The sequence below is a fragment of the Brevibacterium sp. OS20 genome (genome assembly GCF_056837565.1).
The window spans coordinates 418,337-432,358 of sequence record NZ_CM166367.1 but is presented as its reverse complement, the minus strand read 5'-3'; the positions used below and the strand labels follow the sequence as shown (position 1 = coordinate 432,358).

General features: G+C 64.6%; 10 protein-coding genes. 4 read left to right on the top strand and 6 right to left on the bottom strand.

Annotated features, from left to right (window positions below):
- The first annotated feature begins 201 nt into the window (after window positions 1–201).
- Entirely contained in the window at window positions 202–1,659 is a 1,458-nt protein-coding gene (locus tag ACVZTU_RS01895; RefSeq protein ID WP_482401253.1) for a lipase family protein, read from the top strand.
- Between the two features lie 156 nt (window positions 1,660–1,815).
- Here the strand turns inward: ACVZTU_RS01895 and ACVZTU_RS01890 are convergent, their stop codons facing one another.
- The 6 genes from ACVZTU_RS01890 to ACVZTU_RS01865 all read right to left on the bottom strand — a co-directional run bounded on the left by ACVZTU_RS01890 (window position 1,816) and on the right by ACVZTU_RS01865 (window position 9,468).
- The gene (locus tag ACVZTU_RS01890; protein WP_229664051.1) at window positions 1,816–2,559 is read right to left on the bottom strand and encodes a DUF1345 domain-containing protein; all 744 of its coding nucleotides are present in this window, start codon (window positions 2,557–2,559) and stop codon (window positions 1,816–1,818) included.
- A 164-nt stretch (window positions 2,560–2,723) separates the two neighbouring features.
- Window positions 2,724–3,941 (bottom strand): amidase, encoded by a 1,218-nt coding sequence (locus ACVZTU_RS01885; protein WP_482401252.1) that lies wholly within the window; start codon window positions 3,939–3,941, stop codon window positions 2,724–2,726.
- Window positions 3,934–5,517, bottom strand: a complete 1,584-nt coding sequence (locus ACVZTU_RS01880) for an amidase (RefSeq protein WP_482401251.1) — start codon at window positions 5,515–5,517, stop codon at window positions 3,934–3,936. The genes ACVZTU_RS01885 and ACVZTU_RS01880 overlap by 8 nt, the downstream gene beginning before the upstream one ends.
- Window positions 5,514–6,854, bottom strand: coding sequence for a M20 family metallo-hydrolase (locus tag ACVZTU_RS01875; RefSeq protein WP_482401250.1), 1,341 nt, complete (start codon window positions 6,852–6,854; stop codon window positions 5,514–5,516). The genes ACVZTU_RS01880 and ACVZTU_RS01875 overlap by 4 nt, the downstream gene beginning before the upstream one ends.
- 164 nt (window positions 6,855–7,018) lie before the next feature.
- Entirely contained in the window at window positions 7,019–8,323 is a 1,305-nt protein-coding gene (locus tag ACVZTU_RS01870; RefSeq protein WP_229664052.1) for an MFS transporter, read from the bottom strand.
- A 233-nt stretch (window positions 8,324–8,556) separates the two neighbouring features.
- Complete coding sequence (locus ACVZTU_RS01865) at window positions 8,557–9,468, bottom strand: LysR family transcriptional regulator (protein ID WP_101545950.1); 912 nt, start codon at window positions 9,466–9,468, stop codon at window positions 8,557–8,559.
- A 393-nt stretch (window positions 9,469–9,861) separates the two neighbouring features.
- Here ACVZTU_RS01865 and ACVZTU_RS01860 point away from each other — a divergent pair, with 393 nt between their 5' ends.
- The 3 genes from ACVZTU_RS01860 to ACVZTU_RS01850 all read left to right on the top strand — a co-directional run bounded on the left by ACVZTU_RS01860 (window position 9,862) and on the right by ACVZTU_RS01850 (window position 13,959).
- Window positions 9,862–12,072: an HNH endonuclease signature motif containing protein gene (locus tag ACVZTU_RS01860; RefSeq protein WP_482401249.1), complete on the top strand. Its 2,211-nt coding sequence runs from the start codon at window positions 9,862–9,864 to the stop codon at window positions 12,070–12,072.
- A gap of 210 nt (window positions 12,073–12,282) precedes the next feature.
- Window positions 12,283–13,197, top strand: coding sequence for a prolipoprotein diacylglyceryl transferase (lgt, locus tag ACVZTU_RS01855; protein ID WP_181271346.1), 915 nt, complete (start codon window positions 12,283–12,285; stop codon window positions 13,195–13,197).
- Between the two features lie 219 nt (window positions 13,198–13,416).
- Window positions 13,417–13,959 (top strand): acyl-CoA thioesterase, encoded by a 543-nt coding sequence (locus tag ACVZTU_RS01850; protein WP_181271347.1) that lies wholly within the window; start codon window positions 13,417–13,419, stop codon window positions 13,957–13,959.
- The last annotated feature ends 63 nt before the right edge of the window (window positions 13,960–14,022 follow it).

The following is a 14,022-nucleotide window of genomic DNA, read 5'->3' as shown; positions in this document are numbered from 1 at the left end:
AACTACCACTCAGTTCTACTATCAAGTAATGTGTGTGTTGCCCGTCACAATCAGGGCGTCCAATGGTGAACATCCTGGCCGACTGCACCCCGTCGCGACTCTGATCTCACCGTCACGGTGCACACCGCTGCAGTCTGCACCGACACCGCTGTCCCGCACCTTCTCAATGCCGAGAGACATGGCAGAACAGGACCACCGCCTATGAGCACGCCAACCACAGCACTGCCGACCATCTCCTCACAAGGGCCTCGTCGTCGCCTCCAGGCCCTGAGCGCCGCGGCGGTCGTCGGCCTCGCACTGACCCTGTGCACGACAACCGCTCCCGCCCATGCCGCCGAGCTCGTTCCGCAGACCGAGGCCGAAGCCGAACAGCTCATCGACGACCGTGCGGCAGAGGATCCGAGTACACTCGACCGCGACTCCGTCCCCGAAGGCGTCAGCGTCGAACAGGCGCAGAAGGCCGTCGAAGAGTCCGATGTGATCACCACGGCCGATGTCGAATACGCCGCCGCGCAGGAGGAGCTTCCGGCATCGGGGGTCCCCGGGAACTTCTATCAGACCCCGGACTCACTGCCGAGCGAGGACGGCGCAGTGGTCAAGCAGGCCGAATCCGAGTTCTACCTCGATCCGGTGAAGCTCATCAAGCATGACGCGAAGTCGACGGTCTTCATGTACAAGACCACCGATGAGAAGGGACTGGCCCGAGCCGCGACCGCCACTCTGCTCACCCCGAACGGCGCGAGCGGCCACGCTGAGGATGCCGTCGTCATCGCGCCGGGCACCCAGGGCATCGCCGACAAGTGCGCTCCGAGCCGCCAGATGGGCATGGGCACCGAATACGAAGGCATCTCCGTCGCATCGGCCCTCGCCGCAAAGCATCCGGTTGTCGTCGTCGACTACATGGGCCTCGGCACCGAAGGCACCCACCACTACGTCAACCGTGTCGAAGAGGGGCGCTCCGTCCTCGACGCGGCACGCGCCGTTCAGCAGCTCGACGGCAGCGAGATCGACGCGGACACCCAGCTCCAGCTGCGCGGATACTCACAGGGCGGCCACGCCACGACGGCAGCTCTGGAGCTACAGAAGGAATGGGCTCCCGAGCTCAACGTCGTCTCCACCTCGGCCGGTGCCGTGCCGACCGACCTGTACAAGACCGTCTCCGGTCTCTCGAGCGTCTATACGGCATTCGCACTCTACGGCGTCGTCGGGTTCGCCGATCAGGCTGACATCGATCTGTCAGAATTCCTCAACGAGAAGGGGCAGAAGGTGGTCGCCGAAACAGCGGACAAGTGCACCGTCCAAGCCCTGCTCTCGACTGCCTTCACGGATGGGAAGTCGCTGACGAAGAACGGCGAGTCGTTCCCTGAGGTCATCGACGAGCACTTCACGGACATCGTTGACCGGCAGCGGTTGGGTAAGGCCGAAGTGCCTGATATTCCGCTGCTGGTCAACCACAGCCGCCTCGACGACGTCATCTCGTTCGATCAGGGCAAGGAGCTCGCGTCGACCTGGTGCCGAGCCGGTCACAAGGTGGCCTTCGAGGACAATCTCGGGCCCACTCACTTAGGCGGCTACGTCGCAGCCCTGCCCCGCGTCGAGACCTTCACCAGTCGCACCTTCGCGGGCAAGGCTCCGCTCGACAGCTGCTGGAGGCTGTGACCTCCCACCCTCACCGAGGCGGCCCACCCAGTTGGGGAATCTGTCCTCACCGAGGCGGCCCGCCCGGTTGAGGAGCCCATACGCCCGAGGCGGTCCACCCTGAACGGGGTGGGCCGCCTCGGCGATATTCACAGGGTTGGGCTGTGCCGGTGACGGTCACATGACGTAGGAGAGGATCATCGAGACGAGGGTCGCGACGACGACGGAGTTGAAGGCGAAGGCGACGATGACGTTCGTACGCACCAGCCGCCAGGCTTTCCGCGACACCGCTCGGCCGGGGAGCGCGGCCGTCATCGTCGACGACAGCACGGAGAAGGTCAGGTAGTCGCCGAACTCGCGTGGGCCTTCCATCTCGAATTCGAGTTGCCGCTCCCCCGGGCTGCCGCCGCCGCTGAGGTCGAGACGCATGAACTCGAGTGCGAACGAATACACGAGCACCGCCCACGAGGCGATGACATTCGCGATGCCGAGCGCCGCAGAGATACCGATGCTGGCGCTCGAGCCAGAGGTGACGAGGAAGATGTTGAAGATGAATGCGAGGTAGGCAGCCATGGTCGCCCAGGACACTGCTCCGCCCATCCCGAACCACCGCGACCACCATCGTCGGCGGTTCGCCACTGACCAGCGGGAATGGACGATGAGTTCGGTCTCGTCGAGGTCTCTCAGTCCCGCGTGGGTCCACAGCAGATAGGTCAGCGCGAAGAGCGGCCAGAAGACGAGGAAGAGGTTGATGACCTCGTGCGGCAGGGCCAGCGATGCAGCCATGCTCGGGCCAGAACCCAGTGGGTCGAAGTCGAATCCGAACACGAGGATGCCGCTGACGATGAGCGCAGGGACTCCCGCGATATTTGCGCGCGAGTCGTCGGAGAGGGTGAGCATCTGACTGTGCGTGGGTCTCATCGGCCCGGCTCCGGTTCGTTCGACGCGGCGACTGTTCGAGTTCAGCCTAGTCGAGGGTGGGCTCGACTCGGCCGATCTCCGAATCGGACCGGTGGCACCGAGTCAGACCAGACATCCCCGAGTCAATCGAACTGCTCCCCAAGTCAGACCGGCCACGGGTCTAGTCAGACCAGCTGAGAGGCGAAGGCGAGCAGGTCGCGGTCGCCGCCGGGGCGGCCGACCAGCTGCACCGCCTGCGGTCCTTCGCCGCCTCCGGCCCTGGGCAGCGGGATCGTCAAGGCCGGCCAGCCGAGCACGTTGAATGGCATCGAATAGCGCATGAACTTCGCCGCCGTGCCGGAGTCGATCTCATCCCAGCGGACCACGGGTCCGTCGATGGCCGGAGTGAGCAGGAAGTCAGTGCCACCGAAGACCGCGAGCGACCGTTCCCGCAGTTCGGCGAGCGCGTCCAGCTGCTTTCGGTATTCGGCCTCGCAGAGGCCTCGGCCGGATTCGATCTTCTTGGCCACACCCGGCTGGTAGTCCGCGGAGTGCTCGGCGTAGAGGTCTTTGTGGACCTCGGATGCCTCATAGAGGCGGATGTAATCGTAGATCGGTGCGAGGTCCTCGAGGAGTTCGGCCAGGGCTGGCCCATTCGCCGAGGTGATCGTGAGTTCCGGGACCGACTTGAGCAGGTCCCGCGCCCGGTCGCCGTCATCCGCGAAGAGACTGACATCGATGGTGTGTGCGCTGTCACCTCGGTCATCACCCGAACCGGCTCCCGCAATCACGTCGAAAGCCGTGGTCAGTACGCCGAGGTCGGCAGCGAACAGCCCGACGGTATCGAAGCTCTGCGAGAGTGGGAAGACTCCGTCGACGGGCACGATGCCGAAGGTCGGCTTGAACCCGAGCACGCCTTGGCAGGCCGCCGGCACGCGCACAGATCCGGCCGTGTCGGTGCCCAACGCCAACGGCACCACCCCGGCGGCAACGAGCGCGGCCGATCCGGAGCTCGACCCGGCGGTGCACAGTGCCGCATCGACGGGATTGACGACGCGGCCGAAGGCGGATTCGTCGCCGAGGATTCCGTAGGAGTACTCCTGGCAGTTCGTCTTCGCCACAGGGATCGCGCCCGCCGCTTCGAGTCGGTCGACGACCGGCGCCGAGGTAGCAGCCGGGGCATCGCTGCGCACATTCGATCCCATCGTCGTCGGATAGCCGACGAGGTCGATGACGTCTTTGATTGCGAAGGGAATCCCCTCCAAACGCCGAGGCGGCTGACCGGAATCCCGGCGGCCGACCGATACCGCGGTGAGGGCATTCGCGCGGTCGACGGCCATCGCTGTGACGGCGTTGAACTGCGTTCCGGCTCGCTCCACCTCGGCGAGGGTGTGCTCATCCATCCGATGAGCCTATCTGAACCGTCGGCGCCAGTCCGGTCCATGGGCGCAGCGTTTCGATGGCGGCTGCGACGTCGAAGGCGCGGGTGTCATCGTACGGGTGAGCGATGACCTGGACGCCGGTGGGGATGCCGCAGTCAGCTATCCCGGAGGGCACGTTGACGATCGGCACGCGGTTGCAGATGTTGAACGGCATCGTCATATGCGACTGCCAGTAGTGCTCGAGCCGGACGTCGTCCCCGCCGTCATTCCCGCTCGCACCACCTGACCTGGCAACTTCGCGACCGACGCCGTCCGCACCGACCGTGATCCCGTCGAGGTAGCTCGCATCGGCTTCCAACCCCGCCACCGCCGAGGTGGGCGCCAGGAGTACGTCGAAGCCGTCCATCGCGGACGCCAGCTCGGCCTGGATCTGTGCTTCCATGGCGAGTCCGTCAAAGAAGGATCGGCGGCCGGCGACCGCCTCGGAGTCGGCCATGAACCTCAGCGTGTAGTCGGCCAACGTGTCCTCGTGGCCGCGGGTGGCGGCGCGCATGGCGGGGGCGAGGAGATTCCCGAAGTGGGTGAACGCGGTCTCGAAGATCCGTTCCGCCGTCCACGGCAGTTCGATCTCCTCGACTTGCGCACCCGCCGATTCCAGCGCCGAGGCGACCGCGCGGGTGTTCGCTTCGATGTCCTTCCCGACGGGGAAGTCCCCCAAACGCACGCACAGCGCAACCTTGCGGCCGCGGAGTCGATCAGCCGCCTCGGCGGGGTCGAAGTCATCGAGGAACCCATGTGAGGCGATCGTCGCGTGATCGCTCGGATCGACGCCGACCATGACTTTGGCGAGCAGGGCGGCATCGGCGACGGTGCGCGTCATCGGCCCGTCTCCGCGATACCAGTCGGCGGCCAGGGGTTGGGCGCCGGGGATCCGACCGTACGGAGCTTTGTAGCCGACGGTGCCGGTGAAGGCGGCGGGCAGCCGCGTCGATCCGGCGATGTCCGAGGCCGTGGCCAGAGGCGCGAATCCGGCGGCGAGCGCGGCACCGGACCCACCCGAGGACCCTCCCGGCGAGAGGTCGAGGTTCCAGGGGTTGCGGGTCACGCCCCACATCGGCGAGTGCGTGATCGTCGCGCAGCTGAACTCCGGGGAGGTCGCTCGGGCGTGGACGAACCCGCCGGCGGCGCGGATGCGGGCGATGATCGTGGCATCGTTGTCGGCGATGGTGTCGCGTTCGTGCAGCAGTCCTTGGGTGAGGCCTCGGCCGGCGAGCGCGTGCTTCTCCTTGGCGATCACGGGAAGTCCGAGCAGCGGGCGGGTGGCGGCCGCCTCGGCGAGGTCATCGCTGGTGGCGTTCGCGTAGAAGTCCTCGGCTTCCCGCGCCGAGGGGACCGCCTCCTCCACGACTTCCGTGACCGCATTGATGCGCTCATCTTCCGCGGTGATGCGGCCGATGAAGGAGGTCAGGTAGTCGACCGGGGAGAGTTTCTTCGAGCGGAAGGCGGCGAGCGCCTCGGTGGCGGACAGGGTCCAGGGTTCGGAGGCTGTGTTGGTGGTCTTGGCGTCAGCGCCGGAACGCGGGACAGCGCGGCTCATGCGCGCGCCTCGGCGACGGACGACCCGACCCACACGGCACCGTCACGGACATCGGCGAGCTCACCGCGGACGAGCTCACCGGCCACCGAAGTGAGCACGCGGACACCGCGGAGCATGTCCTCATCGGTGGTGAACTCGCGTTCGCAGTGGGAGACACCGTCGACGCTGGGAACGAACATCATCACGGCGGGCACGCGGTGATTCATCGCCACGGAATCGTGGCCGGCCATCGTCTCCAACCGGCGGATGCTCAGGCCCTCGTTGGCCACGGCCTTCTCGGCGAGTTCGACGCCTTCGGTCGGGAAGTAGCGTTTGTCGCGGATGTCGAAATCCTCGACGTTGATGGTGATGTCGTGGGCGCGGGCGATCTCGGCGATCTGCGCCCTCAGGGAGCCACGGGCGGCTTGGACGATCGCCGGGTCGGACGAGCGGAGGTCGGCGACCATATGGACGCGGCGGGGAACGACGATCGGCGAATTCGGTTCGACGACGTGCTGACCGACCGAGGACACGAGGGCTTCCTCCTCGAACTCGTCGACCACCTCGGCGACGGCGAGCACGACTTTGGCCGCTGCGACGAGGGCGTCGTGGCGGTCGGCCATGGCGGTCGCGCCAGTGTGGGACTGTTCGCCGAGGACGTCGATGTCGAGTTTCTGCGTGTACCAGCTGGATTCGACGACGCCGATGTCCGTGGTTTCGCGCTCGAGGATTCGGCCCTGCTCGATGTGGATCTCGGCGTAGGAGATCGCCTCGGGCGGTGTATCGGTGCCGGCGTAGCCGATGGCGCCCAGCGCCTCAGCGACGGTCGTGCCCTCGAGATCGGTGACGGCGAGCATCTCGTCGAGGTCGAAGAGCCCAGCGTAGACGGAACTGCCCATGATCGACGGGGCGAAACGGCCGCCTTCCTCGTTGAACCAGTTGACGACGGCGAGGTTGTAGGTCGGTTGCAGGCCGGATTCGGCGAGTTCCTCTTTGACCCGCAGGGCTGCGAAGAGGGCAGCGATGACTCCGTAGGCGCCGTCGAAGCGACCACCGAGCGGCTGCGAATCGAGGTGCGAGCCGATGAGGACATACGGGGCATCGGGAACGAACTCGAGGCAGGCGAACATGTTGCCGATCGCATCCACGCGCACGTCGAAGCCCTTGTCCGTCGCCCAGCCGCGCATCCAGTCACGCGTCTGCTTGTCCTCCGGCGTCAGCGCCTGCCGGTCGACGCCGTTGTTGTCGGTCGCGCCGATGGTGGCGACGAAGTGGAAATCGGTGAGGAAGGCCGCATCGGAGGATTGCGCCGTGTCGGACGACGGGGCTGCATGGTTCGGGGCTGCAGGGTGGTTCATTGCTGTTCGCTTCTCTCGTGAGGGTGTGTTGGGGGGGGTCGGACGGGCTGCGGGAACGGGAGTGAGGCTCACGCATCACGTTTCGTCCAGTTCATCGGTATGCGTCCCGATGAATTGCACCGAATGTGATGCGGAAATGGACGAAACCTGATGTCAGGGTGCGCTCATCCGAGTCGTCCGCGGGTCTCGGGCAGTCGGGTGACGAAGATGAGGACGAGGCACACGGCGGCCGCAGCAGCCATGTAATAGCCGGGGGCGGTGTTGACGCCGGTGATGTCGACGAGCCACGTGCCCACGAACGGAGCGGTTCCGCCGAGCGCCGCGTAGGAGATGTTGTAGCTGATGGCCGCCGAGGTGAACCGCGTCTTCGTCGAGAAGCGCTCGCAGAAGAAGGTGTAGCAGCCGCCGCCGTAGCAGCACAGCGCGAGGACGAAGATCGTCTGCCCGAGAAATGCCAACCCCATGTGCCCGCTGGTCACAAGTCCGAATGCCGGCACCGAGGTGACCGCGAGCAGGATCGCACCCGCGATGAGCATAGGCCGACGTCCGAATCGATCACCGAGGTGGCCGGCGATGGGCAGGAAGATCGTGTAGCTGGCCATCGCGATCGCGTTTGTCAGCAGCGACTGTTCGCGGCTGAGGTCGCCGGTGGTCTGGATGTAGGTGACGAAATACGCCGAGAGCATATAGAAGCCGAGCGCGGTGACGCCGAGGACGAAGAAGACCTGGAGCATCCCGACCCAGTTCTCGCGGAAGCTTTCGCGGATCGGGCTGAACTCTTTGGGCCGCTCGGCAGCTGTCTTCTTGAACAGCTCGGATTCGTCGGTCTTCGACCGGATCCACAGTCCGACGGCCGACAACGGCAGCGCCAGGAGGAACGGAACGCGCCAGCCCCATGAGTCGAATGAGGCGTCGCTCATCACCGTCGACAGCAGGAGGATGAGGCCGCCGGCGAACACCGAGGGCAGGGCGGTCGCGGCCAAGGTGATGTTGATCCACAGTCCGCGTTTGGCAATCGGAGCATGTTCGTAGACGAACGACGGACCGCCGACGGATTCGCCGCCGGCGGAGAAGCCCTGTCCGAGGCGGGCGAGGATGAGCAGGATCGGCGCGAACCAGCCGATCGTGTCGAACCCGGGGAGGATGCCGATGAGGGCTGTGCAGGCTCCGACGAGGAAGATCGTGATCGTCAGGGTCTGCCGCCTGCCCACCTTGTCGCCGAGAGCTCCGAAGAACAGTCCGCCGAGGGGTCGCATGACGAAGGCGACTCCGAAGGTCGCGAAGATAACCAGCAGACCAGTGATCCGATCGCCGTCCGGGAAGAAATATTCAGACAGGATGACTGCTGAGAGACCGTACAGCGTGAAGTCGTAGAACTCGACGAACTGGCCGATGCTGCCGCCCAGGAGCACCTTCCGCTGCATCTTCGTCGACGTGGTTCGCTGTTCGGTCGGGGCTGTGATGGACATCCGGGATCTCCTTAGGGCGCGGGGATGATTTCCACCATCTTTGCGATCTACAACACATTAGTCCAACAGATACTTTTGAAACTGGTCATGAGGAAAATCGATGAGAAGCCGAGGCGTCACCTCTCCGCGTAAGCCCCTTACCTCGGCGGCGGACCGCTTACCCACCGACCGCCTTCCCCAGCACCAGCGCAGTCCTCTGCCCGCGGTTCGGGTCCCCTGTCCGCTTCAGCCGCCTAGGTCCCGAGGATCTCCAAGGTCAGCTCGCAGAAGGCTCGCGCACGCTTGCTCAGCCTCAGCTCTTTCGGCCAGACGATGGCAAGGTCGATGCTCGGGAAGTCGTCGAGCAGCGGAACGTCCACCGTCTTCGATCCGATGTACGTTCCCGAGGACACGCTCTGGCTCAGCAGCGAGTACCCGTGCCCCATCGCCACGAACGACCGCACGGTTTCGTAGCCAGCAAAGGTGTGCCGCACGATCGGCTCGACGCCGGCGATCCGGAAGAGCTCGTCATAGTATTGAGTGCTGAACGGCAGATCCAGTTGGATGTAGTTTTCATCTGCGAGCTCTCGCAGGTGGATTGGTCGCGGCCGTTTCCCACCCCCGCCGAGGTGGTGATCGAGTGAGACGAGGACGTGCGGCTTCACGACGTCGATGAGGAAGCGATCGAAGCGATCGGTCATTCCCAGCGTGTAAGTCAGTGCGAGATCGCAGTCGCCGGCGATGACAGCGGCTTGCAGCTCCTGAAGGTTCGCCTCGAGGTAGTTGATCCGAACATCCGGGTAGCGCTTCTCGAATTCGCTGTGGATGAGCGGCAGGCGGGTGGGCGCGATCGGCGAGAAGACTCCGACAGTGAGGTCTCCACTGAGACGACGTGAGAGGCCCAACGCAGTCTCGCCGAGGTTGTCGGAGGCTTCGAGGAAGGGTGTGACCTCTGAGAGGAATCGCTTCCCGGCAGGCGAGAGCACCACCGAACGATTGCGCTGTCGGATGAAAAGGTCGAGGCCGATGGTCCGCTCGAGCTGGGCCATCGCCGTCGAGATCGCCGACTGGGTGACGTTGAGCTGCTTCGCCGCCTCGGTCATGTTCTCCCGCCTGGCGACCTCCTGGAAGTAGCGCAGCTGCACCAGGGTGAAATCAAGGGCCATAGCTCCCCATCATCCCATCCGCGATGGCGATTCGCGGAGACCCAACCCTCGCCGAGGCGGCTCACCGTTATAGACGGACCATCCCCAACGAGGCGGCCCACCTTCACCGAAACACCGTCCCCACCGACGAGACCCACCGTCAGAGAAACACCCGCCACGACTAACCCCGGAGCATGCGACCATCACGACAGTCAACGTGGATCACGCGTCAGTGCCGACTGATACATTCGACGCCAAATCAGCAATAGGTAAAGTAGTCGTCCTCATCATATGCAGATCTACCTGCAATGACAGTTCCAATCGAATTCTTTTCGAAGTTTCTATTGCTTTCTATTCATCAATGGCCTAACATTTGACTAAGAGACCTTCAACGACGAACGGAACTCGACAGCGATGACCTTCACCCCCGACCGCAAGCGACGCAAGTCAGGAAAGCGCGACCGCCGCGCTGCCGCTGACTCGCGCGGTGGGGCGAGCAGAAGACCGCCGACGAACACCACACCAGCAGACCTCGTGGGTACCCCTCCTCAGAATGCCCACGCACCCGAGGACACCGCGCAAGCACAACTCGAAGAAACATCGGGCCCCGCAACACTGGCCGAACAGCTCAAGGCGGCCGGGCTCGACCTCAGCGGCCACCACTTCGCCGAGGTGTTCGAGGCTCTTGACCCAGTTTCGACCGACGATGACGAACCGAACGACGATACGTCGATCGCCGACGTCGAAGAACCAAGCAATGCAGTTGGAATTGCCGGTTCCGACCAACCACACGAAACCGTCGAATCCGCGGACTCAGCAGAGCTCACTTCGACCGCACCGGCAGAATCGACTGCGCAACCCGAGCACGGAGACGATGATCAGCGCCCGACTTCGATGCACCCGATCCTCACCGACGCCGCCTGGAACGACCTGGCTGCGAGCGCACCTGAGATCACCGATTCGATTTCGTCCCTGACCGAACTGGTCGGAGGTCTTCGCGCCTTCGACCGGCCGATGGGGCCGAACGAGGCCCTGCAGGTCATCGATGGAGCCGAGGCTCTGCGTCGGCTCAGTGAGTCTCTGTCCACCCTGGCGCTGGCCGTCTACGAACGCGTCGGCACGCCCAAGGACAGTGGCGCCAAGTCGACCAAGGCGCTCATCCAGGAACGCCTCAACCTCTCGGGGCGAGAAGCGAACCGCCGGGCAAAGCTCGCAGAGAATCTCGGCGGACGAGTCGCACTCGACGGACAACCGCTTGAACCCGAACACCCGCTCGTCGCCGAGCAGCTCCACCTCGGCACCCTGCCCGCAGAGCACCTCACTGTCATCGAAGACTGCCTCAAGGCGCTGCCCGCATGGGTGGATCATGAGACGAAGTCCCGTGTGGAAACCGACCTCGTGAAATACGCGAAATCGGTGACTGTGAGCGAGCTTCGCGACATCTTCCGTCAGATGCTCGCTCTCATCGACCCCGACGGTGCCGAGCCGCTCGACCCCAGCGATCGTTCCGCCTACTTCATCACTGCCCGCCCCAAGCGCAATGGAGACTGGAGGCTGGAGGGCGTGCTCGATCCCGTGGCGGGATCCGAACTGCACGGACTGCTGACCTCGCGGATCCAATCGGCGAAAGACAACACATCAGACACAACAGAAACCGCCGGTGACAACCCGTCGAACACTGCAGAATCGTGCGACGGCACCACATCGAACAACGTCTGCCCCACCGACACTGAGACGATCGCCTCCGACACTGAAGCGGCCCGCTCCGCGGCCGACGACGCTCCCGCGCTCTTCCCGAACGTCGGACTCGGTCAGGCTCCCGGCGAAGAGAAGTTCGAACCCCTCGACGCAGTGCTCACCGGCGATCGCTATGACGCTCCCTCATGGGCTGTATTAGACGCGGCCAGCGACTCCGGTGCCGACAGTGAAGCTGCCGGTGACGCCGGTGCGGATACGACCGATCCTGCTGGCGGACGCTCCACTCCCGCGGGCCACGGCATCCGCGCCGACGGTTCGACTGTCGATCTCATGAGCGCGCAGCCCAGTGCGAAGGCCTGGATCTACGAACGTTTCGCCACTCTCATCTCGCGCATCAGCATGAAGGAAGCCGCCAAGGGTTCGCCCTACGCCCTGGTCGTCACAGCCAAAGCGTCCGACATCGCCAACGGCATCGGCGAAGCCACCACAGGCTCCGGCGACCGGTTCCCGATCGGCGACATCGCCCGACGCGGTCTCAGTGGCACTGTTTTCTACCACCTGATGGACGAAAAGGCCCGCACGGTGGAAGTCTGCGCGGAACAGCGCTTTGCCAACAAGAAGCAGACCGCAATCGTCACCGCCAGGGACCGCGGATGCGTGTTCCCCGGTTGCGACGCACCGGCGGGTTGGTGCGACGTGAACCATGTTGTGCCGCACGCCCTGGGCGGCAAGACCGACATCAACAACATGTGCCTGCTGTGCTCCTTCCACCACCACCTCATGGACCGCTCCGACTGGGAAGTCTTCATGCTCGGCGACGGACGGCCGGCATGGCGACCGCCCGAAAGCATCGACCCCGCCCGCACTCCCATCCTCCACTCACGATTCGTCACCGACGACATCATCGACGGCCTCTTCGGCACGTAGCTGCGCATGGCCATTCAATGGCACCGCTGTGCCTCCATTCTGATGTGAGCGCGAATGGCCTTGTCGCGGCTGCCTTCACCCCGCAGGACTCGGGTTTACGCGCTAGTCGGAGCGCAGGCGGCACAGCAATCGGCCCGAAAACGGTCCTCGCCGGTCAGAGACCAGACGCTGCATAAGAGATTCTCAGACGGGTGCAAATAGACTGGCCCCATGCACCTCGGCCTAGTGACTTCCAGCGCTGTCCCGCACGACATCTCGGCGGCAATCCCCAGCCCGTCCATCTCGAGCTTCCAACTCGGACCGCTGACGATCCATTTCTATGCACTGTGCATCCTCGTGGGCATCATCATCGCCATTGTGCTGACGAACCGCCGCCTGACCAGGCGCGGTGTCGAGGACTGGCAGGTGCTCGACATCGCGACTCTTGCCGTACCGATGGCCATCGTCTTCGCCCGCATCTATCACGTCATCACGCACTACACCGATTACTTCGGTCCCGGCCGCAACCCGTGGAACCCGTTCGAACCCGGCTCGGTATGGGCGATCTGGGAGGGCGGCATCGCGATCTTCGGTTCACTCATCGGCGGCACGCTGGGTGCATGGATCATGTGCCGCCGCCTCGGCCTCAAACTCACCACTCTGCTCGACGCCCTGGCACCGGGCCTCATCCTCGCTCAGGCCTGCGGTCGCTTCGGCAACTGGTTCAACCAGGAGCTCTTCGGCCTGCCCACCACGTTGCCTTGGGGACTCGAGATCGATCCCGGCAATCCGGCAATCCCACTGGGCACTCCCCCCGGCACCCTCTTCCATCCAACTTTCCTCTACGAGGTCATCTGGAACAGCCTCGGCGCTCTCGTCCTGCTCTACCTCGGCCGCAAGGTCTTCTTCCAGTGGGGACGCCTATTCGCTGTCTATCTCATGTGGTACGGCGCCGGCCGCATCGTCTGGGAGTCCATCCGCCTCGATCCGAGCTTCGTCATCCTCGGCCTGCGCACCAACGTGTGGGGCGCGATCGGCGCCGTCGCTCTCGGTGTGGCGATCATGCTCATCCAGTGGAAGCGCCACCCCGAGCCCGAAGAATCACCGTTCATCCCCGGCCACGACCCCGAACCCGCGAAGGACTGACACCCACCCTCGCCGAGGCGGCTCCCCGGGTCCGTGGATGCGCACCCTTCCGCGATTGCAACCTTTCACGACCGCATTCACCTCCGCGTCCGCGTTCGCCTCCGGGTCCACGATCGCCCTGACCGCATACGCTTTCTGCCCACGTTCGCCAGTCAGAGCCCCATTCACCCGGCAGGGTTATGGTCGTCCAGCAAACTACTGTCAAGTAACATAGTTCGCATGCACTTCTTCCGCATGATCCTGCACCTGCTGAGGTCCCACCGACGTTCCGCGCGCGACATCTGGGACACCTACTCCCTCCCCATGCGCGTCCACCTGGGCGAGATCGACATATTCATGCATCTCAACAACGGCAAGTACCTCTCGATCATGGACCTGGGGCGGCTCGACATGATGGTGCGCAGCGGAGCATGGCAGGCGATGCGTGAGCGCGGATGGACCGGCGTTGTCAGCGCCGAGACCATCAGCTTCCGCAAATCACTGAAACTCTGGCAGCGCTACAACCTCGAGAGCAAGGTCTGCGGAATCGACGAGCGCACCGTGTTCTTCGAACAGCGCATGGTCGTCGACGGCGAGATCTTCGCCCGAGCCTATGTCGCCACCCGCCTGATCTCCGACGACCGTCCGCTCACCAGGGACGACCTCATGGAGGCGTTCGGGATGCCGGAGAACGAACCCGAGCTGCCCGACTGGATCCACGATTGGCGCCGTGACAACGCACTGCCGAGCACTCGCCGACCTGCCTGGAGCAGCTGGACCTAGCAGAGCTGTGGTCGGCGCCGAGTTGTGGTCGGGACGGCGCCGCAGCCCGGTACCGCCGAATGC

Coding starts and splice junctions, on each gene's coding strand:
- ACVZTU_RS01880 (WP_482401251.1), bottom strand. CDS start 5,517: ATGAGCCGCGCTGTCCCGCGTTCCGGCGCTGACGCCAAGACCACCAAC.
- ACVZTU_RS01870 (WP_229664052.1), bottom strand. CDS start 8,323: ATGTCCATCACAGCCCCGACCGAACAGCGAACCACGTCGACGAAGATG.
- ACVZTU_RS01865 (WP_101545950.1), bottom strand. CDS start 9,468: ATGGCCCTTGATTTCACCCTGGTGCAGCTGCGCTACTTCCAGGAGGTC.
- ACVZTU_RS01885 (WP_482401252.1), bottom strand. CDS start 3,941: ATGGATGAGCACACCCTCGCCGAGGTGGAGCGAGCCGGAACGCAGTTC.
- ACVZTU_RS01875 (WP_482401250.1), bottom strand. CDS start 6,854: ATGAACCACCCTGCAGCCCCGAACCATGCAGCCCCGTCGTCCGACACG.
- ACVZTU_RS01890 (WP_229664051.1), bottom strand. CDS start 2,559: ATGAGACCCACGCACAGTCAGATGCTCACCCTCTCCGACGACTCGCGC.
- ACVZTU_RS01860 (WP_482401249.1), top strand. CDS start 9,862: ATGACCTTCACCCCCGACCGCAAGCGACGCAAGTCAGGAAAGCGCGAC.
- ACVZTU_RS01895 (WP_482401253.1), top strand. CDS start 202: ATGAGCACGCCAACCACAGCACTGCCGACCATCTCCTCACAAGGGCCT.
- lgt (WP_181271346.1), top strand. CDS start 12,283: ATGCACCTCGGCCTAGTGACTTCCAGCGCTGTCCCGCACGACATCTCG.
- ACVZTU_RS01850 (WP_181271347.1), top strand. CDS start 13,417: ATGCACTTCTTCCGCATGATCCTGCACCTGCTGAGGTCCCACCGACGT.